The organism is Mycobacteroides immunogenum (assembly GCF_001605725.1).
Taxonomy (GTDB): Bacteria; Actinomycetota; Actinomycetes; order Mycobacteriales; family Mycobacteriaceae; genus Mycobacterium; species Mycobacterium immunogenum.
The window spans coordinates 258061-278533 of record NZ_CP011530.1 but is presented as its reverse complement, the minus strand read 5'-3'; the positions used below and the strand labels follow the sequence as shown (position 1 = coordinate 278533).

21 protein-coding genes and 3 tRNA genes are annotated in these 20473 nt (G+C 65.5%); 13 read left to right on the top strand and 11 right to left on the bottom strand.

What is annotated here, in order from left to right; all coding sequences use genetic code 11:
- Positions 1-7: 7 nt before the first annotated feature.
- Positions 8-83, bottom strand: a tRNA-Arg gene (locus ABG82_RS01345).
- Between the two features lie 48 nt (positions 84-131).
- Positions 132-220 (bottom strand) — tRNA-Ser (locus ABG82_RS01340).
- 136 nt (positions 221-356) lie between these two features.
- On the opposite strand from ABG82_RS01340, the gene hisC reads away from it, so the two are divergent.
- Positions 357-1400, top strand: coding sequence for a histidinol-phosphate transaminase (hisC, locus tag ABG82_RS01335; RefSeq protein ID WP_043077360.1), 1044 nt, complete (start codon positions 357-359; stop codon positions 1398-1400).
- On the opposite strand, the gene ABG82_RS01330 is transcribed toward hisC, so the two are convergent.
- Positions 1397-2665: a thioester domain-containing protein gene (locus ABG82_RS01330; protein WP_043077361.1), complete on the bottom strand. Its 1269-nt coding sequence runs from the start codon at positions 2663-2665 to the stop codon at positions 1397-1399. The genes hisC and ABG82_RS01330 overlap by 4 nt on opposite strands.
- A gap of 212 nt (positions 2666-2877) precedes the next feature.
- On the opposite strand from ABG82_RS01330, the gene ABG82_RS29120 reads away from it, so the two are divergent.
- The 3 genes from ABG82_RS29120 (at position 2878) to ABG82_RS01320 (ending at position 5864) form a co-directional block, all read left to right on the top strand.
- Positions 2878-3012 (top strand): hypothetical protein, encoded by a 135-nt coding sequence (locus tag ABG82_RS29120; protein WP_264029235.1) that lies wholly within the window; start codon positions 2878-2880, stop codon positions 3010-3012.
- A gap of 70 nt (positions 3013-3082) precedes the next feature.
- The gene (locus ABG82_RS01325; RefSeq protein WP_043077362.1) at positions 3083-4006 is read left to right on the top strand and encodes a family 2A encapsulin nanocompartment shell protein; all 924 of its coding nucleotides are present in this window, start codon (positions 3083-3085) and stop codon (positions 4004-4006) included.
- Positions 3993-5864, top strand: coding sequence for a family 2A encapsulin nanocompartment cargo protein cysteine desulfurase (locus ABG82_RS01320; RefSeq protein ID WP_043077363.1), 1872 nt, complete (start codon positions 3993-3995; stop codon positions 5862-5864). Before ABG82_RS01325 ends, ABG82_RS01320 begins: the two co-directional genes overlap by 14 nt.
- A 21-nt stretch (positions 5865-5885) precedes the next feature.
- Here the strand turns inward: ABG82_RS01320 and ABG82_RS01315 are convergent, their stop codons facing one another.
- The 3 genes from ABG82_RS01315 to ABG82_RS01305 are packed head-to-tail and all read right to left on the bottom strand — an operon-like array spanning position 5886 to position 7677.
- On the bottom strand, positions 5886-6221 hold the full coding sequence (locus ABG82_RS01315; protein WP_043077364.1) for a cupin domain-containing protein: 336 nt from the start codon (positions 6219-6221) through the stop codon (positions 5886-5888).
- Positions 6203-6880, bottom strand: coding sequence for a helix-turn-helix transcriptional regulator (locus ABG82_RS01310; protein ID WP_078343379.1), 678 nt, complete (start codon positions 6878-6880; stop codon positions 6203-6205). The genes ABG82_RS01315 and ABG82_RS01310 overlap by 19 nt, the downstream gene beginning before the upstream one ends.
- Positions 6877-7677: a class I SAM-dependent methyltransferase gene (locus ABG82_RS01305; RefSeq protein WP_043077365.1), complete on the bottom strand. Its 801-nt coding sequence runs from the start codon at positions 7675-7677 to the stop codon at positions 6877-6879. Before ABG82_RS01305 ends, ABG82_RS01310 begins: the two co-directional genes overlap by 4 nt.
- 114 nt (positions 7678-7791) lie before the next feature.
- On the opposite strand from ABG82_RS01305, the gene ABG82_RS01300 reads away from it, so the two are divergent.
- Together ABG82_RS01300 and ABG82_RS01295 are read left to right on the top strand one after the other, a co-directional pair.
- A complete protein-coding gene (locus tag ABG82_RS01300) occupies positions 7792-8316 on the top strand; it encodes an OsmC family protein (protein ID WP_043077497.1) in 525 nt (174 codons plus the stop codon).
- Positions 8317-8543: 227 nt separating this feature from the next.
- The gene (locus ABG82_RS01295; protein ID WP_043077366.1) at positions 8544-9455 is read left to right on the top strand and encodes an SAM-dependent methyltransferase; all 912 of its coding nucleotides are present in this window, start codon (positions 8544-8546) and stop codon (positions 9453-9455) included.
- Positions 9456-9509: 54 nt separating this feature from the next.
- Here the strand turns inward: ABG82_RS01295 and ABG82_RS01290 are convergent.
- Positions 9510-9596, bottom strand: a tRNA-Ser gene (locus ABG82_RS01290).
- A gap of 31 nt (positions 9597-9627) precedes the next feature.
- On the bottom strand, positions 9628-10020 hold the full coding sequence (locus ABG82_RS27435; RefSeq protein ID WP_162269179.1) for a MarR family winged helix-turn-helix transcriptional regulator: 393 nt from the start codon (positions 10018-10020) through the stop codon (positions 9628-9630).
- A gap of 213 nt (positions 10021-10233) precedes the next feature.
- Here ABG82_RS27435 and ABG82_RS01280 point away from each other — a divergent pair, with 213 nt between their 5' ends.
- Entirely contained in the window at positions 10234-11220 is a 987-nt protein-coding gene (locus ABG82_RS01280) for an NAD(P)H-quinone oxidoreductase (protein ID WP_043077368.1), read from the top strand.
- An 86-nt stretch (positions 11221-11306) separates the two neighbouring features.
- On the opposite strand, the gene ABG82_RS01275 is transcribed toward ABG82_RS01280, so the two are convergent.
- Entirely contained in the window at positions 11307-12503 is a 1197-nt protein-coding gene (locus ABG82_RS01275; protein ID WP_043077369.1) for a cysteine desulfurase-like protein, read from the bottom strand.
- A 109-nt stretch (positions 12504-12612) separates the two neighbouring features.
- Between ABG82_RS01275 and ABG82_RS01270 the strand changes: the two genes are divergently transcribed.
- The 6 genes from ABG82_RS01270 to ABG82_RS01245 are packed head-to-tail and all read left to right on the top strand — an operon-like array spanning position 12613 to position 18348.
- Positions 12613-14601: a DUF6541 family protein gene (locus tag ABG82_RS01270; protein WP_043077370.1), complete on the top strand. Its 1989-nt coding sequence runs from the start codon at positions 12613-12615 to the stop codon at positions 14599-14601.
- A complete protein-coding gene (locus ABG82_RS01265; RefSeq protein WP_043077371.1) occupies positions 14598-15113 on the top strand; it encodes a bacterial proteasome activator family protein in 516 nt (171 codons plus the stop codon). Before ABG82_RS01270 ends, ABG82_RS01265 begins: the two co-directional genes overlap by 4 nt.
- Before the next feature lie 11 nt (positions 15114-15124).
- The gene (gene wzt / locus ABG82_RS01260) at positions 15125-15916 is read left to right on the top strand and encodes a galactan export ABC transporter ATP-binding subunit Wzt/RfbE (RefSeq protein ID WP_043077372.1); all 792 of its coding nucleotides are present in this window, start codon (positions 15125-15127) and stop codon (positions 15914-15916) included.
- Entirely contained in the window at positions 15909-16835 is a 927-nt protein-coding gene (gene glfT1, locus ABG82_RS01255) for a galactofuranosyltransferase GlfT1 (RefSeq protein WP_043077373.1), read from the top strand. Before wzt ends, glfT1 begins: the two co-directional genes overlap by 8 nt.
- 2 nt (positions 16836-16837) lie before the next feature.
- Positions 16838-17671, top strand: a complete 834-nt coding sequence (gene wzm / locus ABG82_RS01250) for a galactan export ABC transporter permease subunit Wzm/RfbD (protein WP_043077374.1) — start codon at positions 16838-16840, stop codon at positions 17669-17671.
- A gap of 2 nt (positions 17672-17673) precedes the next feature.
- The gene (locus tag ABG82_RS01245) at positions 17674-18348 is read left to right on the top strand and encodes a phosphatase PAP2 family protein (RefSeq protein WP_043077375.1); all 675 of its coding nucleotides are present in this window, start codon (positions 17674-17676) and stop codon (positions 18346-18348) included.
- Here ABG82_RS01245 and ABG82_RS01240 read toward each other — a convergent pair.
- Together ABG82_RS01240 and ABG82_RS01235 are read right to left on the bottom strand one after the other, a co-directional pair.
- On the bottom strand, positions 18302-19795 hold the full coding sequence (locus ABG82_RS01240) for a bifunctional phosphatase PAP2/diacylglycerol kinase family protein (protein ID WP_043077376.1): 1494 nt from the start codon (positions 19793-19795) through the stop codon (positions 18302-18304). The genes ABG82_RS01245 and ABG82_RS01240 overlap by 47 nt on opposite strands.
- A gap of 44 nt (positions 19796-19839) precedes the next feature.
- Positions 19840-20421 (bottom strand): hypothetical protein, encoded by a 582-nt coding sequence (locus ABG82_RS01235; RefSeq protein ID WP_043077498.1) that lies wholly within the window; start codon positions 20419-20421, stop codon positions 19840-19842.
- Between the last annotated feature and the right edge of the window lie 52 nt (positions 20422-20473).

The window sequence follows — 20473 nt, the reverse complement described above, 5'->3', positions numbered from 1 at the left end:
GCATTGATGGTGCGCCCGAAGGGATTCGAACCCCTAACCTTCTGATCCGTAGTCAGATGCTCTATCCGTTGAGCTACGGGCGCGTGCTATTCAATTGTTGCAGGTCAACAGGTTTGGCCTGCAGACCGACGCGGAGGCGAGAGGATTTGAACCTCCGGTCCCCCGTAAAGGGGACAACTCATTAGCAGTGAGTCCCATTCGGCCGCTCTGGCACGCCTCCTGAACTTCCCGAGCGGTACTGCGAACCCTTGAAAATGGATCCCGAACCGCCGAGGGCACAGAGTACAGGCCCGCGCGCCCGAAAGGCAAAGCCGTTGGTCGTCATCCGGCTTCACGTGCCCCGATAGGCTGATGAGGTGCCCGCACGACTTCGCCCCGAGCTGACCGAACTACCGGCCTACACACCGGGCCGCAGTGTCCCCGGCGCCATCAAACTCGCTAGTAACGAGACCGTGCAGGGACCGCTGCCGAGCGTGCGCGCCGCCATCGACGACGCCACCTCGCTGATCAACCGATACCCCGACAACGGGTACGCCGAGCTGCGCTCGCACCTGGCCAAGCACGTGGACATGCCGCCCGAGCACATCGCGGTGGGGTGTGGATCGGTGAGCCTGTGCCAGCAGCTGGTCCAGATCACCGCGACGGTGGGCGACGAGGTGCTGTTCGGCTGGCGTTCCTTTGAGACCTACCCCTTGGTGGTGCGGGTCGCCGGCGCCACCCCGGTCCAGGTGCCACTGGTCCAGCACACCTACGACCTGGATGCCATGGCGGCCGCGGTGACCGATCTCACCCGGCTGATCTTCGTGTGCAACCCGAACAATCCCACCGGCACCGTGGTACGTCCTGCCGAGTTGCGCAAGTTCATCGAGTCGGTACCGCCCCACATCCTCATCGCGATCGACGAGGCCTATATCGAGTATGTCCGCGAAGACTTCACCGACAGCCTTGCGCTGGCGCGCGAACACGCCAATGTGATTGTGTTACGCACCTTCTCGAAGGCGTACGGCCTTGCCGGACTACGTGTCGGCTACGCGGTGGGCGATCCTGACGTGATCACCACCCTGGGCAAGGTGTATGTGCCGTTCAGCGCGTCGAGTCTCGCACAGGCGGCCGCGGTAGCCTCTCTGGGCGCGGCAGAGGAACTACTTACCCGCACCAACGACGTTGTCGCCGAACGTTCCCGGGTAACCGACGCGCTGCGTACGGCTGGGTACGACGTCCCGCCGTCGCAAGCCAACTTCGTGTGGTTACCGCTGGGTGAGCGCTCCACCGAATTCGCCCAGGCCTCCGCCGAGGCGCGAATCATCGTGCGCCCCTTTGGAGTCGATGGCGTCCGGGTCACCATCGGGGCTCCGGACGAGAATGACGCCTTCCTGAGGTTCGCGCGCGCCTGGCGTTAGCTAACCCGTGAGAGCTCGGCGGCGGCCCATTCGACAGTCAGTTCGTGGACGTCCCGCGCGCCCGGATGCACGAGAGCCAGCGGGGTCAACGGTCCTTCGGCCACCCCCGTGAACACCCTCGCTGTCGCGGCCGGGTCCACTACCGAGACCGTCACCGTCGCAACGTGTTCGGCGGGACGCACGTAGAAACGTGTCCCCGATTCCACCGGCCCGGTGAGCTCGGCGCCGGAAATATCCATGGCCTTGGCGCCCTCGGAGATCGAAACCAGAACGGGACGGGTGGAATCCACCACGAAGGGCCCCATAAGACCCGCCGCCATCACCGCCTGCGAATCATCGACGGTGGGAACATGCTCCACCTGGCCGGCCGCGCGCAGGGACTGCTCCAGCAGATACCGGTACAACTGCACAACACGGTCGGCGTTGCGATGGTTGCGCGCGTCATGCAGCCAGAATTCGACGTCCTCGATCTCGGCCGTGCCGCCCTGTACATAAAGACGATAGAAACGGTATCCGAGATCCGGTGCGCCATGGCGAGTTTCGGCAACCGTCGCGCCTACTCCCAACACCTTGGCGTAGTGCGCCGCGCCTGCGGTGAAGCGCAGTTCCGACGACGAGACCTCACGCCATACCGCCCCGTCCACAGAAGCGTGCAGGCGTACCTCGGCGGGCTGCTGACCCACGCCGGTCCGTACCGTCAAACCGCCCAGCTGGGGCCGTTCCTGGAATTCAAACTCGATGAACGACGGCGACTTTCGCGTTGCCGCGGGCACGTTGCGCGCCGCCGTATCCAGTTCCACCCCGTTGGTGAGGAACCAGATGGCCGCCTGCGTTCCGGCGATGGCCTCGTGATCCTTGATATTGGCTTCGCCCAGATACCCGGCCTCACGCAACCGGCGGCTCAGCCGCGCCGTCGAGAGCGCCGGAAAGGAGTTCGCCAAAATCCAGGCCACCTGCGATTCGCGGGTGCGAGCGCGCAGGTTGGCCACCGACAGCCAGTCCGCCACGGCATAGCCGGACGGCAGGTTCGGGGCGATACCGGCGATATCGAGCGAATAGGCCGCGATGGTGGGGTTAAGGCGAATTAAATCTGTGCGAGCAGAAGTTCCGTCAGTGAACACAACCTCGTCCACGGTGGACGAGTAAGTGCCTCCGCGGTACCTCGTCAGACGCTGCGGAAGCGCCTCCGCGTTGGAACGACGGCGGCGGCCCGTGATGCGGGCAGACGGCCATTCGACAAGTGTTAGCAAAGATTGAGCGGTCATGGTTTGGTTGATCCTTGTGCCGGCGGAATGCAGCCCAGGGTCTCGATGACGTCGAGAGACGGGGACCCGGGATGCCAGGGGCGGGGTTAGGGAATCAACAACAACAGCAACACACGGAAGCGCTGCGCGCCCCGGTGCTGTCGGCGCGCAGCGCGATGATCGCCCGGAGTCGGTGCGACAGTGCGACGTGCTGCATGCCATTCAGTCTACGTATGTCTGAGCGCTCGGCACTGTTTGCTTCGGCACCCCGCCCGCTGGCGGGCGCGTCCGATCCGGCTCCGCCAGGCTCCGGCGTGTCGGAGAAATCCGGCGCGGGCGAGTTCGGCGCACGGGTGTTCGTTACCTGATGCGGCGCCCCAATCGCGATTAGGATTTCAGACATCACGTCTTGATCCCATCGCTGAGGAGGAAACCGCTGTGCCCGCTGCCCAGAACGAATCTCAGGCCCTCGGCAATCTTGCCGCACGGCAGCTAGCCAATGCCACCAAGACAGTTCCCCAGCTGTCCACGATCACCCCGCGGTGGCTGCTGCACCTGCTGAACTGGGTTCCCGTCGAAGCGGGCATCTACCGCGTCAACCGCGTGGTCAACCCCGATAAGGTCGCGATCCACAGCGAGGAGCAGGGCGAGGGCGAGGCACCGCTGCCGCAGACCTACGTCGACTACGAGACCAACCCGCGCGAGTACACGCTGCGGACCATCTCGACCCTGCTGGACATCAACACCCGGGTCTCTGACCTGTACTCCAGCCCGCACGACCAGATCGCCCAGCAGCTGCGCCTGACCATCGAGTCCATCAAGGAACGGCAGGAAAGCGAGCTCATCAACAACGCCGAGTACGGTCTGCTGGCCCAGGCCACCCCGGAGCAGACCATCAAGACCCTCGGCGGCCCTCCCACCCCGGATGATCTGGACGCCCTGATCACCAAGGTCTGGAAGACCCCCGGTTTCTTCCTGACGCACCCGCTGGGTGTGGCGGCGTTCGGCCGCGAAGCCACCCGCCGCGGCGTGCCGCCGGTGGTCGTCAGCCTGTTCGGCGCACAGTTCATCACCTGGCGCGGCATCCCGATCATCCCGTCGGACAAGGTTCCGGTGAAGGACGCCAAGACCAAGTTCCTGCTGGTGCGCACCGGCGAGGAACGTCAGGGCGTTGTCGGCCTGTTCCAGCCCGGTCTGGTCGGCGAGCAGGCCCCGGGCCTGTCGGTGCGCTTCACCGGCATCAACCGGTCGGCCATCGCCTCGTACCTCGTCACCCTGTATTCGTCGCTGGCTGTGCTGACCGATGACGCACTGGCCGTTCTCGACGACGTGCAGGTGGACAAGTTCCATGCCTACAAGTGATGAGATTCCAGTAGCGGACAGCCCGCCGGGATTCCCGTCGTCGGCCGAGCTGGCCGCACTGGCCACTCAACTGTTCTGGGAGGCAACACCTTCCGGCGCGCCTGGTATCGATACCCCGGGACCGGCGGTTCCCGTCGCGCCCCGGGGCACCGTGCCGGACGCGACGGCGGGGTCCTCCGCGGCGGCCACCGCCGGTTCGTTGGCCAGCCCATACGCACCGGCTCCGGTGGCCGACGCGCTGGCGACGGCCACGGTGGCCCCGCCCGTCGCGGCCTTCAGTTCGGCCACGCCCGACGGTGTTCCCGGTGCCGTGCCGGTGGCTCCACGCGGTGGCGGCGGTGACCTGACCTCGGGCAGCTCGGCGGCACATACCGCCGCAACGGGCTATCCGACGACCGGACTGGCCGACTTCGCGGTCCCCTCGGGGCTGGTGCCGACGATTCCGGGTGTGCTCGCCACCCCTGTGGTGGCCCCGGCCGTCGCTTCACCTCGGGTGGCCCCGCACTCAGAGGCGCTTTCGGTGCCAGATCTGGGTTGGTCGCCCCCCGTGGCACCGACGGGAGGCGACGAGGCGAACTACTACTTCCTGGGCGGGGCGCCCACTGCCGCACCGATCCATGAAGACGCGCGCGCCTTCGACGTCGCCTCGATTCGGGCCGATTTCCCGATCCTGTCCGAAACCGTCAACGGCAAGCCGCTGATCTGGTTCGACAACGCCGCCACCACCCAGAAGCCACAGTCGGTGATCGATCGGCTGGTGCACTTCTATCAGCACGAGAACTCGAACATCCACCGTGCCGCACATGAATTGGCGGCACGGGCCACCGACGCGTACGAGGACGCACGCGGTGCCGCGCGCAAGTTCCTGGGCGCCGAGGCGGACGAGAACATCATCTTCGTGCGCGGCGCCACCGAGGCCATCAATCTGGTGGCCCACGCCTGGGGTGGCAAAAATCTGGGGCACGGCGATGAAATTGTCATCACCCATCTGGAGCACCACGCCAATATCGTTCCGTGGCAACTGATCGCACAGAAGACGGGTGCCATCATCAAGGTGGCCCCGGTGGACGATGCCGGCAACCTGCTGTTGGCCGAGCTGGAGGATCTGGTCGGTCCGCGCACCAAATTGGTTGCGGCCACCCAAGTTTCCAACGCCTTGGGCACGGTGACCCCAGCCAAGCAGATCGTCGAGATCGCGCACCGCTACGGCGCGCGCGTGCTCATCGACGGTGCGCAGTCGGTGCCACACCTGGCGGTGAACCTGCAGGAACTCGGCGCGGACTTCTTCGTCTTCTCGGGTCATAAGATCTACGGCCCCACCGGAATCGGCGTGCTCTACGGCAGCGAGGACGCGCTGGCGGAGACGCCGCCGTGGCAGGGCGGCGGCAACATGATCGCCGACGTAACCCTGCAGCGTGCGGTGTTCCAGGGTCCGCCGAACAAGTTCGAGGCGGGCACCGGGAACATCGCCGATGCCGTCGGGCTGGGTGAGGCACTGCGGTACGTCGAGCGCATCGGCATCGACAGAATCGCCGAATACGAGCACGCGCTGTTGGAGTACGCGACACCGCGGTTGGCGGCGATTCCCGGCGTGACTCTGGTCGGGACGGCCGATCACAAGGCCTCGGTGCTGTCGTTCGTGCTCGACGGACATGATCCGGTGGAGGTAGGTAAGGCGCTGAACGCCGACGGCATCGCGGTGCGCGCCGGTCATCACTGCGCGCAACCGATCCTGCGCCGGCTGGGGCTGGAGCAGACGGTGCGGCCATCGTTCGCGTTCTACAACACCTTCGACGAGATCGACGTCTTCATCGACGCCGTACGGCGACTGGCGGAAAGCGGCGGCCCCAAGGCCTAACGGGACCAGCGGCCGGGCGGCTCACCCCGCCCGGCCCACCACCGTCAGCAACACTGCCGAATCTTCCAGCGCCGTAAGGTCGTGGCGCTCTTGCGGAATGACCACATACTGCCCAGCCGCGGCGGCCGCCCTGGCGTTGGAGGTGGCCAGCTCAACCCGCCCCTTGAGCACCAATAGGGTTGCCTCGCCGGGGTTTTCATGCTCGGCAAGCTTCGCGCCCGCCGCCAGAGCCATGACCACCTGGCGTAGCGCGTGGCCACTACCCCCGTGCACGGTGTGTGCCGACCGGCCGCTGTGCGCACTTCGCGCCGTTTCGACGTGCTCGTCGCCTAGGGCCGTTATCGAGATGACGTCCATGCCTGCCTCTCTTTCGTGTGTGGCTCCAGCACCATGCTGACCGTGCAGTCACCGTGAGCGGCGTCGGGTGACACGGTGACCTGAAACCGCCCGCCAATTGCCTCGGCGTTGACGTCGAGCACTTCCTGGATCAGGCCCCGCTGGATGCCCCGGACCACCTCCGGTGCCGTCGTGGCGATCTCGGCAAGTGGGCACGAACAGATCTGCACGGTGACTCGCCCGAACGACATCAACGTCGAGTGCACCGTAAAGCCAAGTTCACCAAGGGTTTCCACGACCAAGTCCGCGGCAGGCAACGGGTCCCGGCGCCGCGCCACATTCACGCGGTGCGCTAGGTCGGCCCCGACCAGCGCGGCACGCGATTCACGCTCGGCGGCGCTGCCACCGAGATGTACCGCGAACAACGCCACCACGTCGGCGTAGTCGAGGCGGGGCGCGATCGCGTACGACAGGCTGGGCCTGCCCGCCTTCTGCTCGGCGGCACCACCACGCCGGACAATATGCCCCTGCTCTTCGAGGGTCTTGAGATGGAACCGCACCGTGGTGATGTGTATCCGCAGACTGTCGGCGATGTGTTGAGCGCCCACCGGCCGTGACGCCTGGCGCAGCACGTCCAGGACGCGCTCGCGCTGTTGGCCCGCTCTACGGTTGACGGTCATTCCGGACGGACACCGACAATCGCGACCGCCGTCAAGGCATCCTTGTGCTCGTCGAAGGTGCGCCGCATGGCGAGCACACGTTTACGCGCCGCCCCATTCAGGAGAACGTTTTTCACCAGTCGCAGGGCCCCGACAACGCCCTCGTCGGCGACCACGCGCCGTGGGTTGAGCAGGGCCATGGGCGCCCTGTCGGTGCTCACCACCTCGAATCCCGAAGCACTGAGCAGCTCCGTCCATTCGGCCACGGTCAGTGGTCTGGCGTTGACCTTGATCGAGCGGGCAAGGGCGCGGCGAATGTCGTCCTTAGCTTCGGCGTCCACAGAATCAGGCGTGAGCCCCAGTTCGTGGATCGCGTAACGGCCGCCCGGCCGCAGCACCCGATACGCCTCGTCAACGATGGCACGTTTGGCCTTGTCGGTCTGCATGGTCAGCATCGCCTCGCCCACCACGACATCGGCACTGGCGTCGGCGAGACCGGTGCTGGCCGCATCGGCGACGATCACCCGCCCGCCGCACGGTGCGACGACGTCGCGTACCGACTGCGTGGCGGCAGCGGTGTCGTCGACACCGACGTAGGACCGCGGCCGCAATGCCACGATGTCCCGCGCGGTCCGGCCCAGCCCCGGACCCAGCTCGACCACATCCGCACCGGTCACCTTCCCGGCGGCCAGAAGCCGAGTGGTCAGTTCCAGACCGCCTGGACGCAGGACCCGCTTGCCCAGCCGCGCGAGCAGCCAGTGCCCGGGAAGGTCTTCATCTCGCCGCCCCGCCAGGGGCAGCTTTTCGTTCTCCGCCACACTTCAAATTTAGAGGAAATTTCTCCTTTTAAATAGGGCTACGTGTCTCCCCGTTGGATTCATCACGGGCGCAACCCTGCACATGCGCGCCCGATGCCGCTAGCGTGGCCCCACGTGACTGCCTCGACAACCTCTCTCAACGCCATCACCGACGCGACTCGGGCCGCCGTGGCCGGCAATCCCGCCGCGGCGCAGGTGGTATTCAAGGCCTCCGCCCAACCAGAGGGCACTGTCGGTAGCGAGATCGCCCTGGGCAAGTACCGCGTGCATGTCGATGAACCGCCGAGCCTCGGCGGGCAGAACACGGCGCCCAACCCCGTCGAGTACTACCTCGCCTCACTGCTGTCCTGCCAAGTGGTCACCTACCGGTTCTGGGCTGAAAGGCTTGGCATCCAAGTGGATTCGCTCAGCGCCAGCGCGGAGGGCGATCTCGATGTGCGCGGCTTCTTCGGCCTGGACAACACCGTCCGGCCCGGCTTTCAACAGATCCGCGTTACCGTGACGGTCTCCGGGCCAGACACCGACGAGCGCTACCGCGAGCTGCAAGAGGCCGTCGACGCCCACTGCCCGGTGCTGGATCTGACCACAGGGTCCACACCGGTACACACCACGCTGATCACCCAGGGCTCCGGCGCGTAGGCGCCCCGGCCTGCCTGAGCCAGCAAAGAACCAGACACACGCGTCCGCAACCCGCAACATATGCAGGTGACATGCACTTATTAGTAGCCATGCCCGCTAAATCAGCACAGTAGCAAGCTAATTAACGACTCCAGCGTCGGACCTAGGTGTGCGACGCATGAATCCCGGCAAATACTTCACAGCAGACTCGCAGCGGTAGAGCGCTTTTTAATCCGTAGCATCGAAGTATGCGCACCGACACAGACGCCTGGGATATTCAAACGAGCGTGGGTTCGACGGCATTGGCTGTGGCCGCCGGCCGGGCACTCGCGCGCCACCCTGTCAGCGGAACGCCGATCGACCCTTATGCCGAACTCTTCTGCCGCGCAGCGGGAGGTCAGTGGAGCGATTTGGTGCAGCGCAAGGAGTCGGACCACGCGTTGTCCAGTGAAGATTTCGGGCGCAGCTTCGCCAATTTCCAGGCCGCACGTACAACGTTCTTCGACAGCTTCTTCTCGAGGACCGGCGGTGCGGGAGTGCGCCAAATCGTGCTGCTGGCATCTGGGCTGGATTGCCGCGCATACCGCTTGCCCTGGCCTACCGGAACACGGATCTACGAGCTGGATCAGCCGCTGGTCCAACAGTTCAAGCAGGAAACTCTGGACGCCCACAATGCGGCTCCCGGCGCCATCCGCCATCCCATCTCGGTTGACCTGCGACAGGATTGGTCGACGGTCTTACAAGAAAGCGGGTTCGATCCGGCGGAGCCCTCGGCATGGCTGGTCGAGGGCCTGCTGTTCTTCCTCAAGTCCTCGGCCCAGGACCTACTCCTGGAAACCATCAACAGCCTGGCCGCGCCGGGCAGCCACATCGCAGTGGAACAGCGTGACACCTACCCCGATGTCGAATTCGCGTTGCGCCGGGCGCAGGCGGAGGACTCCGCGGGGCCCGGCGGCTCGCCGCTGGCCGATTTTCTCGCACTGATCTACAACGAGCCCCGGAGCGAAGCAGCGACCTGGCTGCGCGGCCGTGGGTGGTCTGCCGAACGGACCGCGCTGCTGGACTACATGAATACCTCTGGCTTCGAGCTCCCGGTATTTGGCAGCCTGGGCTGGGACACCCTGAGGTACACCAACATGGTGACGGCTGACAAGCAGTAACACGGGCGATCAAGCGGCCGGTCGTGAATCGCCCGCCCGAACTGCCCCTAAGAGCGGTGGCGGAGGGATTTGAACCCCCGGACGGTGTTAGCCGTCTCTCGCTTTCAAGGCGAGTGCATTAGGCCGCTCTGCCACGCCACCGTCGGCAAGCCTAGCGGCTCCGCGTGGCGGCTTACTCCCCGCCGCGTCCGTCGGCGTCGTGCAGCGCCTCTTCGGCCCCCTCACCCACCCGCCGGAAACTCTCGGCGATGGCCGCCTGCTGGGGCCGGGTCAGGCGCATCAGATAGTGCTCCCGCACGCATTCGGAGTACGTCCGCATGGCCGCCTCGCCCAGCGTGCGCCCCTGCTCGGTCAGCGCCGCCAGCACCGCGCGGCGATCCTGCGGCATCGACCCCCGCTTCACCAGGCCCTGTTCCTCCAGGCGGCGCACCTGGTGGGTGATCCGGCTACGCGAGGCCAGCAGACTGCTCGCAATATCCCCCATGCGGCAACTGCCGTTGGCAGATCGCAACAACTGCTGCAGCACATGAAAATCGGTGAGCGAAATGCTGTGCGATGCAACCATCTTGCGATTCAATAGAAAATTTAGCCGGTTTGTTGCCACCCAAAAGTTTTGCCATGAACGAAATTCCGCGAGATCAAGTCCCGGAACTTCACTCTCCGAACGCGTACTCATACGCCATCCCCCTTCCCGCCGACCACGCTGTGGCCTAGACCGCGCCTCCGTCCGCTGCGTCTAATAACCCAGTGGCCGATAGCTCGGCATAGTCTGGATGACATGCACGCTATCACCGTTGACAATCCGGGTGGGCCAGAAGCGCTGTGCTGGACGGAAGTTCCCGATCCAATCCCAGGTCCCGGCGAGATCTTGATCGACGTGACCGCCGCGGCAGCTAATCGTGCCGATCTGCTGCAACGTCAGGGGTTATACAACCCACCACCTGGAGCAAGCTCCATTCTGGGCTTGGAATGTTCCGGCACCATCGCCGCTCTTGGCACGGGCGTTACGCAATGGTCTGTGGGACAACCCGTTTGCGCGCTGCTTTCCGGCGGCGGCTACGCGGAAAAAGTGGTTGCGCCCGCTAGCCAGTTGCTACCGATACCGGCCAACGTCCCCATCGACGTCGCGGCCGCACTTCCCGAGGTCGCGTGCACGGTGTGGTCCAACATGATGATGGTCACGAAAATGTCAGCGGGACAATCAATCCTGATCCATGGTGGCGCCAGTGGCATCGGCACCCACGCCATTCAGGTAGCCAAGGCACTGGGCCTGCGGGTCGCCGTCACCGCCGGCACTCCCGCCAAGCTCGACGCCTGTCGTGATCTTGGCGCAGACCTCACCATCAACTACCGCGACACAGATTTTGTACAGGCCGTTCACAGTTTTACCGACGGCGCCGGCGTCGATCGAATTCTCGACATCATGGGAGCGAAGTATCTGGGCCGGAACATCGACGCCCTCGGCAACGACGGACACCTGATCATCATCGGCATGCAAGGGGGCATAGCCGCCGAACTGAACATCGCCAGGCTGATCGCCAAACGCGGCTCGCTCACCGCCACCACGCTGCGCGCCCGCCCCAACGACGGTCCCTCCGGGAAGGCGGCGATCGTCGAATCGGTCCTGCAGAACCTATGGCCGCTGGTCGAGGCGGACAAGGTCCGTCCCATCGTGGGCGCCGAGATTCCGCTGAGCCAGGCTGCCGAGGCACACCGGCTGCTGGAGAACGGCGAGGTCCTAGGAAAGGTGCTGCTGACCCGCTGAGCCGTCGAGTGTGAGCGTCAGGGCGCGAATATCCCCGAGTGTGAGCCCCAGCGCTCACACTCGGTGAGGAGTGGGGCCAGCCAGGGTCAGCCCAGCGAGGCGACCGCGCGCACCAGCTGGTCGACCTCGGCGGCCGTCGAATAGTGGCCCAAACCGACCGTGATCGCGCCGCCGATCTCGTTGACACCGATGGCGTCGAGCACCCGCGAGCTGGTGTTGGCGATCGCACACACCCCGTTGTCGGCCAGGCGCTGCACCACACGGTCCGCCGGAACACCGATCACCGTGAAGCTGAGCGCCGGAATCCGGTCCTCGGGCGCCCCGATGACCATGACACGCGGCAACGTCCGTAGCGCGCTCACCAGGTACCGGAACAGCCAGTCCAGATAGGCGCCCGCGGAGTTCAGGGACGTCAGCAGCCGCTCCCGCCGGGTACCCGACGCGGACTCGTCCAGACCGGCCAGGTACTCGACGCTGGCGACCAGACCGGCCAGCATCGCGAACTGATGCCCGCCCAGCTCCAGCCGCGCCGGACCAGTGGCCAACGGATTGAGTGAGATCGAACTGATCGAATCCAGCAGCGCCGGGTCCCGGAACACCAGCGCGCCCACCGGCGGTCCACCCCACGCCGTCGCATTGAACGCGACGACATCGGCATCCAGGTCCTCGATATCGAAGCCGCGATACGGCACCAGGCTCGAACAATCCATCACCACGAGCCCACCGACCGCATGTGCGAGCTTGGTGGCCTGCTGCAGATCCGGCACCGTGCCCAGCGTCGACGACGCCGCCGTCACCGCCACCAGGCGAGTCGGCTTGGTAATCAACGACTCCCACTGCCACGACGGCAGGTCGCCGGACTCGATATCCACCTCGGCCCATTTGACCTTGGCGCCGTACCTGTTGGCTGACCGCAACCAGGGCTGCACGTTGGCCTCTTCGTCGAGCCGGGACACCACCAGCTCATAGCCGAGACCCGCCTTGGACGACGACCCCTCCGCGAGGGAGTTCAGCAGGATCGCGCGATCGCTGCCCAGCACCACCCCGCCCGGGTCGGCGCCCACCAGGTCGGCGGCGGCGTGCCGGGCGGCCTCCAGAACTGCGGCGCTGCGCCGCGCACTGGGGTGCGGGCCCCGCGTGTCGGAAAAGGATCCCCGGAAAGCTGTGGATACAGTCGTAGCAACCGCATCAGGGATCAACATCCCTGCCTGGGTATCGAAATGTACCCACCCGTCGCCGAGGGACGGGTGCAAACCACGCACCCGGGCGACGTCATATGCCATGCCAGACACCTTAGATGCTCATCACAGGTCACGGCGCTGAACCCGTCGTTGCACGACGCCCCGACGGACGACGGTTAACCGCGCCGTCTCGTGTAGTCATACTAGGACAATGTCGTTTGCTTTCGGGGTGGCTGCGGCACTGCTGTTGCTGTTCATCCCAGGCTGGCTGATTGGCCGAGCCTTTGGGCTACCAACACATTCGGCCGCCGTCACCGCACCTGCATTGACCTACGGGCTAGTTGGACTCTGTATCGTCACCTTCGGCTCAATTGGCATACCGTGGAACTCACTTTCCGCCGGGTTTGCGCTGCTGGGCGCGATCGTCATCGCACGGCTGCTGTGGCGCTGGCTGCGGCCAAAAAACCACGCTGCACAATCAACGTCACAAAATCGTGCGGCGCTCGCCGCCGTCACGTTCGGCGTCGCGCTCGGGGCGGCTCTCATCTTCTACGCATTCCTGCGTGGACTGACCAACTGGCAATCGATTCCCAGCACCTGGGACTCGATGTGGCACGGCAACACCATCCGCTACATCCTCGATACCGGGCAAGCATCGTCGACCCGCATGGGCGACCTCCGCAATGTGGAGACACACGCCACCCTGTACTACCCGTCGGCCTTCCACGGGCTGGCCGCGGTGCTCTGCCAGCTGACCGGGGCCGCCCCCACCACGAGCTACACGCTCTACTCCGTCGCCGGCTCGCTGCTCTTCCCGCTCTGCGCCGCGGCACTGGCCTGGCAGCTGCTACGCGGCCGGACCACCCGCACCTTCCAGGCCGGCTCCGCAGCCACCGCGGCGGCGCTGTCGGCCTCATTCAGCGCGCTGCCCTATGTCGAGTTCTACGTCTCGGCCATCCCCAACCTGATGTCCTTCGCCCTGGTGGGTCCGGCGATGATCGCTATCACCAGCGTCGTCGCCGACCGCAGCCGCATTCCGGTGGCCATCCTCGCGTTCGTGGGTATCGCCTCGGTACACACCTCGGGCGCCATCGTGGCCGTTGTCTTCGTGGCCGCCTGGTGGCTGTTCGCCCCCCTGTCCCGGCGTCGCGGCGAGAAGCCAAAAGATAAGCGCCGCTTGGGAAGCGGTTTCATACCGCTGGCCCTCGCGGGCGTGGGATCACTGCTTCTGCTCTATCCGCAGCTGCGCACGCTGCTGCTGTTGTCCGAGATCATCGCCGGGCACCAATTCACCACGCCATGGGGCAAGAAGCGTGCCTTGCTGGATGCCCTCACCCAGCACACCCGCCACCTTGCCGACTACCCCGTGCAGTCCGCACTGCTGGGGCTGGCGCTGCTGGGCGCGCTGGTGCTGATCGTCAAACGTGTGTACTGGCCGATTGCCGTCTGGCTGCTGCTGGTAGTGGCGATTGTCCACTCCTCCAAACCTTTTGGCGGATTCATCGGCCACGCGGTGGCGCTCTTCTCCGACGCCTTCTACAGCGACCCGCGTCGCTTGTCCGCCATCGTCTGCCTGCTACTGGCGCCGGCCGCGGGGATCGGCCTATTCGCCCTGGCCGCCGCCGCGCTGGCCGGGCTGCGCAGGGCACGCGCCGCGCGGGCCGACGCGCGCTGGGCACTGGTGGCCACCGCTGTCGTGTTGGCGGTGGTCTGCGGTTTCTCGGCCCGGCACTACTTCCTGCCGCACAAGTACCTCGTGGGCGCCAAATACGACCAGGTGATGGTCGGGCCCAAGAAACTCGACGCCTTCGCGTACCTGGCGACCCTGCCCGGCGCCAAGAACACCACCATCGGCGACGGAAACGTGGACGGCTCGGGCTGGATGTACGCGGTCGCGGGCCTGCACCCGCTGTGGACGCACTACGACTTCCCGCAGCAGCAGGGGCCGGGTTATCACCGCTACATCTTCTGGGCCTACGCGGACGACGCCGATACCGACAGGCGCGTGACCGAAGCTGTGCATGCGCTGAACATTCGCTACGTCATGACCAGCACTCCCGTAGTCCAGGGGTTCACAGTTCCCGACGGACTAAGGTCGTTGGACATATCCCGATCATGGAGAAAGCTGTACGACAACGGCGCCGCCCAGATCTACGAATGGGTTGGCGACCGAAAACCAGATGCGGAAGGTGACAAATGACCCATCCAGGTCATGACGAGGACGACGACCAGGTGATCATCCTGGGCGCACAGGAACGCGACGCGGACAGCGCCGCCGATGATGACCTGTCGGTCACCGATCTCGTCGAACAGCCCGCCAAGGTGATGCGCATCGGCACGATGATCAAGCAGCTGCTGGAGGAAGTGCGCGCGGCTCCGCTCGATGACGCCAGCCGCTCCCGGCTGCGCGAGATCCACGCCACCTCCATCCGCGAACTCGAAGAGGGGCTGGCCCCCGAGCTGCGCGAGGAGCTGGAGCGCCTGGCGTTGCCGTTCAACGAGGACACCATTCCCTCCGATGCCGAGCTGCGCATCGCACAGGCGCAGCTGGTGGGCTGGCTAGAGGGGCTGTTCCACGGCATCCAGACCGCGCTCTTCGCCCAGCAGATGGCGGCGCGCGCGCAGCTTCAGCAGATGCGTACGGGGGCGCTGCCTCCGGGCCTTTCGGTACCCGCGCAGGGCGGCGGCAGCGGCACCGGCCAGTACCTGTAGGCCGCGCGACGATGGTCAGTATCCAGACCCACGAGGCGTGGGTGGAATTCCCGATATTCGACGCCAAGTCACGCTCGCTCAAGAAGGCTTTCCTCGGCAAAGCCGGCGGCGCCATCGGGCGCAACGAGTCCAATGTGGTGGTCATCGAAGCCCTTCGTGACATCACGCTGTCCCTCAAGGAGGGCGACCGGGTCGGGCTCGTGGGCCACAACGGCGCGGGCAAATCGACTCTGCTGCGGCTACTTTCAGGAATCTATGAGCCCACACGGGGGAGCGCCTCCATCAAGGGCCGGGTCGCGCCCGTATTCGACCTGGGCGTGGGCATGGACCCGGAAATCTCCGGGTACGAGAACATCATCATCCGCGGCATGTTCCTGGGGCAGACCCGCAAGCAGATGCAGGCGAAGGTTGATGAGATCGCCGACTTCACCGAGCTGGGCGAGTACCTCTCCATGCCCCTGCGCACATATTCGACCGGAATGCGCGTACGTCTGGCCATGGGGGTGGTCACCAGCATCGACCCCGAGATCCTGCTACTCGACGAGGGCATCGGCGCCGTCGACGCCGAGTTCATGAAGAAGGCACGAATCCGGTTGCAGCAGTTGGTAGAACGCTCCGGCATGCTCGTCTTCGCCAGCCACTCCAATGAATTCCTGGCCCGGCTGTGCAACACGGCGATGTGGATCGACCATGGCACCGTCAAGATGAGCGGCGGCATCGAGGACGTGGTCCGCGCCTACGAAGGCAATGAGGCCGGCGATCACGTGGCCCAGATCCTGGCCGAAGACGACCGGCATGCCTGACAAGGTCGTCGCCGTCGTCGTCACCTACCGGCGTGCGGCGGAGCTGGCGCAATCCCTGCGGATCGTGACGGCGCAGACCGTCGCCCCGGACCATCTTGTCGTAGTGGACAACGACAACGACCCCGCCGTCAAGGCACTCGTCGAGGGGCAGCCGGTCGCCGCCACATACTTGGGATCCACCCGAAACCTGGGCGGCGCAGGCGGATTCGCGCTCGGCATGCTGCACGCACTCACCCTGGGCGCCGACTGGGTCTGGCTTGCCGACGACGACGGCCGGCCCGGCGGCACCGATGTCTTGGAAACACTGCTGGCTTGCGCCCACAAGCATCGCCTCGCGGAGGTATCGCCCATGGTGTGCGATATCGACGATCCCGGTCGGTTGGCGTTCCCCTTGCGGCGCGGGCTGGTGTGGCGCCGCAGGGCAGAGGAACTGCGCACCGAGGCCGGCCAGGACCTACTGCCGGGCATTGCCTCACTGTTCAACGGCGCGCTGTTCCGGGCGGAAACCCTGGAGGCTGTGGGTGTTCCCGATCTGCGCCTGTTCGTTCGCGGCGACGAGGTGGACGTGCACCGGCGACTGGTGCGCTCGGGCCTGCCATTCGGCACCTGCCTCGACGCGACATACCTGCACCCCAACGGCGCCGCGGAGTTCAAACCCATTCTGGGCGGGCGCATGCACACTCAGTATCCCGATGATGCCACCAAGCGGTACTTCACCTACCGCAACCGCGGCTATCTGATGTCGCAGCCCGGCATGCGTAAGTTGCTGCTCCAGGAATGGGTGCGTTTCGGGTGGTACTTCTTGATCACCCGGCGCGACCCGGCCGGGCTGCGTGACTGGATCGCGCTGCGCCGCTTGGGCCGCCGCGAGCAGTTCGGCAGGCCGGGCAATCCGACTCCTTCCGTACAGGAGAAGTGAGAATGACCAACGAACTACTGGAATTGTCTTCGGACTCCCGCACTTTCAAGCGCGCATGGCGTGACCTGTCGGAAGGTTTCGAACACCGGCAGCTGTGGCTGCAGCTGGGCTGGCAGGACATCAAGCAGCGCTACCGGCGCTCGGTACTGGGACCTTTCTGGATCACCATCGCCACCGGATCCACGGCGCTGGCGATGGGCATCTTGTACTCGCAGCTGTTCAAACTGCCGCTGGCCGAGCACCTGCCCTATGTGACCATCGGTTTGATCGTCTGGAACCTGTTCAACGCCGCCATTCTTGAGGGCTCTGACGTCTTCGTCGCGAACGAGGGCCTGATCAAACAGCTGCCGACGCCTCTGAGCGTGCATGTGTATCGGCTGGTGTGGCGGCAGCTGTTGTTGTTCGCGCACAACATCATCATCTTTGTGATCGTGGTCGCGGTATACACACCGCACTGGCACATCACCGATCTCAGCTTCATCCCCGCACTGGTGTTGATCACGCTGAATTGTGTATGGGTTTCCCTGGTATTCGGCGTGCTGGCCACCCGCTATCGGGATATCTCACCACTGCTGGGCAGCCTGGTGCAGCTGCTGTTCTTCATGACGCCGATCATCTGGAACGAGCGCATGCTCAATGAGCGGGCCGGAAAATTGGCCGCCGTGGTGCAGCTCAATCCGTTCGTGCACTTCTTGGCCATCATCCGTGACCCGCTGCTGGGCCTGGACCAACAGCTGCACCACTGGATCATCGCGCTGGCGATCACGGTGGTTGGCTGGGTCGTCGCGATCGTGGTGATGCGCCAGTACCGCGCCCGGGTTCCGTATTGGGTTTAGTCATGCCTGATGTCACACATCGGGGACGCCGTTGGCTGGCGGCCTCTGCCGGTTGCGCCCTCACCGTCTATGCACTGTTGTGGATCGGCTATGTGCGGCAGTGGGCGTGGTTGACTCGTCTCGACGACGCTGCGCTGAGCCGTGCGCACGGTTACGGCGCCGCCCATCCCGGCTGGGTCGGTGCCTGGGATTGGTTCTGCACAATCTTGGGCCCCAACGCCTTCCGCCTCGCGGTGGGGGTGCTCGTGGTCGTGCTGCTGTGGCGGCGCCAACTGCGCCCGGCCATGTTTCTGGTGCTGACCGTGGAACTCAGCGGATTGATCAACGAACTGGCCAAGGCGCTGGTGCATCGGCCCCGTCCGGCAACCGCACTGGTGAGTGCGTATTCGTCGTCCTTTCCATCAGGACATGCCATGGGGATCGTCGTCTGCGTGCTGGCGCTCCTGGCCTTGGCGTTACCGAAAGCCGATGCCGCGCTGCGGCCCTGGCTCTGGGCGCTCGGTGCCGCACTGATTGTCGCGATAGGGGTGGGCCGGGTCGTGCTCAACGTCCATCACCCTTCCGATGTGCTGGCGGGTTGGGTGCTTGGCTACGCATACTTCGTCGGATGCCTGCTGGCGCTGCCACCCATCAGGGCAGCGGGCGAAACACCGCCAGTGCCCGATAACGCACCTTGAAGTGGGCTTGCGCGTATTTGTCGCCGGCCTCACCGTCACGAGCGAGCACCGTGGGACCGTCCACCGCGGTGAAGGAGAATTCGGGCACCTGTAGCTCGTGGTAGAGCGGGCTGCGTTGCAGCCGCCCCAGCACCAGCGCGGTAAGAATCCGCACGCCACTGAACCTGCGACCGGTCTCCAGGATTCGCACATCGATCAAGCCGTCATCCATGCGGCCGCGCAGAGATGGCGCGAAACCCGAAGGCAGATATAGCGAATTACCCAGGAAGAACAGCGAAGTCTGAATGGTCTTGTTATCGAATCGGATACGCACCGGATGGTCGCGCCGCAGCATGTGCAGCATGGCGTAGACAGCGGCCAGCGGTTTACCTATGCGCCGCTCAAGCTTCTCACGGACCTGGACGAATTTGGGGTATGAACCGATGCTCGCGGTATTGATCACCACCTGGTCCTCATTCAGGTAGACCAAGTCGACTCGGCTGACACTTCCCCGGCGGATCGCATCGACAGTTTTGGCGACACTGTCACAGCCGATGTCCTTGGCGAAATGATTGAAGGTGCCGCCGGGAAAGACCGCCAATGGCGTATCGGTTTCTGCCGCAACACCGGCGGCGCATGCCACGGTGCCGTCACCGCCACCGACCGCCAGCACTTCGGCCCGGCCCGCCGCCGTGCGCATCACCTCGACGACATCATCGTCCTTGTGTAGCTCAACAATTTCGGTGCGGGGCAACGCCTTGCGCACCTGATCCAGAATCCGCTGACCGGTGCCATCCCCGGACGCCGGGTTGACCACCAGCACCACGCCCTCACCCTCGGGCCGCGGGGCGGTATCCACCCGCAGCGGGTCTCCCGCGGAAACAGCCGTCGTCACGATCGGCGGCACCACCCGCGCCCCCAGTACCGCCAGCCCCGCCCCGATTCCGAACCCGGCGAACACATCACCGGGATAGTGCACCCCGGTGGCCACCCGCGACAGCCCTACCAGGCCCGCCAGCAGCGAGAGCCCCAGACCCAGCGGCGGACTTTCCAGGCCCACCCCCACCGCGAAGGCCGCCGCACTCGCCGAATGCCCCGAGGGCAGTGACGACGACGTGGGGACCCGCCTGCTGCGCCGCATCAGCGGCACCGACAGATAGTTCGGCCGCTCTCGCCGGCGCAGCCGCTTGGCCACCTGGTTGGTGACGGCGCTCGTCACCGCCAAGGTCACCAGCCCGCGGCCGGCGCCGCGCTGAGCGGCCGGCCTGCCGAACATCACCAGTCCGGCCCCGATACCGATCCAGAGCTTGGAGTGGTCGGCGGCGCGAGTGAGCCGCGGCATGACGGCATCCAGCAGCGGGCTCGGCGACTCCGCGATGGCCTCGAAGACCTCGCGGTCCAGTGTGCCCAGCCCATCGCCAATCTGGCGCAGACCCCTCAAAGAATTGCGTGACGGCAAGAAACCCATGCAGCCCAACATATCCCGCTTCGCCCGCGGCTGGCGGTGATCCGTCAGCAGTTGACGGCGGGAGGCTTCGCGTCGGCACGGAAGGACACGTGCACGTGATCCATGTGGTTGGCGGTCGGGCTGCCGCGGTTCTCCATCATCGACCAGCCGTTGCCGTCGTTGTATCGCTGCTGCCAGATCACGTAGGTGACACCCAACCGATCACGGTTGGCCAGAACGAAATTCGCGAGTGCGGTACCGGTCGAATACGAGCTCGTCATGAAGTCCAGGGCCAGTCCGCGGCCATGATCACCGCCGCCGCCGCGGCCGTTGGCACCACCGATATCACCGATCCCGAACATCCCCTTCAGGAAGTTTCCCGCCTGCGCCACCGCAGGCCGCGCACCCGCCAGCACCGTTGAGCACGGCGTGACGGCTCTGGCCCTGGCCTCCATGGCCAGCGCCTCACCCGAGATGTAGCGGCGGTCCCGCTGCGCCCGTGGCAGCTCGGCGATGAGGGCGATCGCATTCTGCGGAGCCTTGATCGACAACTGAACGTGGGGCTTCTCGACTTCGCTCACGACGCCCATCACGGCGGCACCGGCAACGAGTGACAGCGCGAGGCCCGCGACGCGCGAGAGCGCCATCGCGGGCCTCTTCTCACCGTCCTTCGCACGCCATCTCGCCAAGATCACCTGG

What these genes read in the sequence shown, in the direction of transcription:
- ABG82_RS01320 (WP_043077363.1), top strand. Translation starts at nt 3,993, where the DNA reads ATGCCTACAAGTGATGAGATTCCAGTAGCGGACAGCCCGCCGGGATTC.
- ABG82_RS01280 (WP_043077368.1), top strand. Translation starts at nt 10,234, where the DNA reads ATGCACGCTATCACCGTTGACAATCCGGGTGGGCCAGAAGCGCTGTGC.
- wzm (WP_043077374.1), top strand. Translation starts at nt 16,838, where the DNA reads ATGACCAACGAACTACTGGAATTGTCTTCGGACTCCCGCACTTTCAAG.
- ABG82_RS29120 (WP_264029235.1), top strand. Translation starts at nt 2,878, where the DNA reads ATGTCTGAGCGCTCGGCACTGTTTGCTTCGGCACCCCGCCCGCTGGCG.
- ABG82_RS01295 (WP_043077366.1), top strand. Translation starts at nt 8,544, where the DNA reads ATGCGCACCGACACAGACGCCTGGGATATTCAAACGAGCGTGGGTTCG.
- ABG82_RS01275 (WP_043077369.1), bottom strand. Translation starts at nt 12,503, where the DNA reads ATGGCATATGACGTCGCCCGGGTGCGTGGTTTGCACCCGTCCCTCGGC.
- ABG82_RS01330 (WP_043077361.1), bottom strand. Translation starts at nt 2,665, where the DNA reads ATGACCGCTCAATCTTTGCTAACACTTGTCGAATGGCCGTCTGCCCGC.
- ABG82_RS27435 (WP_162269179.1), bottom strand. Translation starts at nt 10,020, where the DNA reads ATGGTTGCATCGCACAGCATTTCGCTCACCGATTTTCATGTGCTGCAG.
- ABG82_RS01315 (WP_043077364.1), bottom strand. Translation starts at nt 6,221, where the DNA reads ATGGACGTCATCTCGATAACGGCCCTAGGCGACGAGCACGTCGAAACG.
- ABG82_RS01265 (WP_043077371.1), top strand. Translation starts at nt 14,598, where the DNA reads ATGACCCATCCAGGTCATGACGAGGACGACGACCAGGTGATCATCCTG.
- ABG82_RS01310 (WP_078343379.1), bottom strand. Translation starts at nt 6,880, where the DNA reads ATGACCGTCAACCGTAGAGCGGGCCAACAGCGCGAGCGCGTCCTGGAC.
- wzt (WP_043077372.1), top strand. Translation starts at nt 15,125, where the DNA reads ATGGTCAGTATCCAGACCCACGAGGCGTGGGTGGAATTCCCGATATTC.
- ABG82_RS01245 (WP_043077375.1), top strand. Translation starts at nt 17,674, where the DNA reads ATGCCTGATGTCACACATCGGGGACGCCGTTGGCTGGCGGCCTCTGCC.
- glfT1 (WP_043077373.1), top strand. Translation starts at nt 15,909, where the DNA reads ATGCCTGACAAGGTCGTCGCCGTCGTCGTCACCTACCGGCGTGCGGCG.
- ABG82_RS01235 (WP_043077498.1), bottom strand. Translation starts at nt 20,421, where the DNA reads ATGGCGCTCTCGCGCGTCGCGGGCCTCGCGCTGTCACTCGTTGCCGGT.
- ABG82_RS01240 (WP_043077376.1), bottom strand. Translation starts at nt 19,795, where the DNA reads ATGGGTTTCTTGCCGTCACGCAATTCTTTGAGGGGTCTGCGCCAGATT.
- ABG82_RS01270 (WP_043077370.1), top strand. Translation starts at nt 12,613, where the DNA reads ATGTCGTTTGCTTTCGGGGTGGCTGCGGCACTGCTGTTGCTGTTCATC.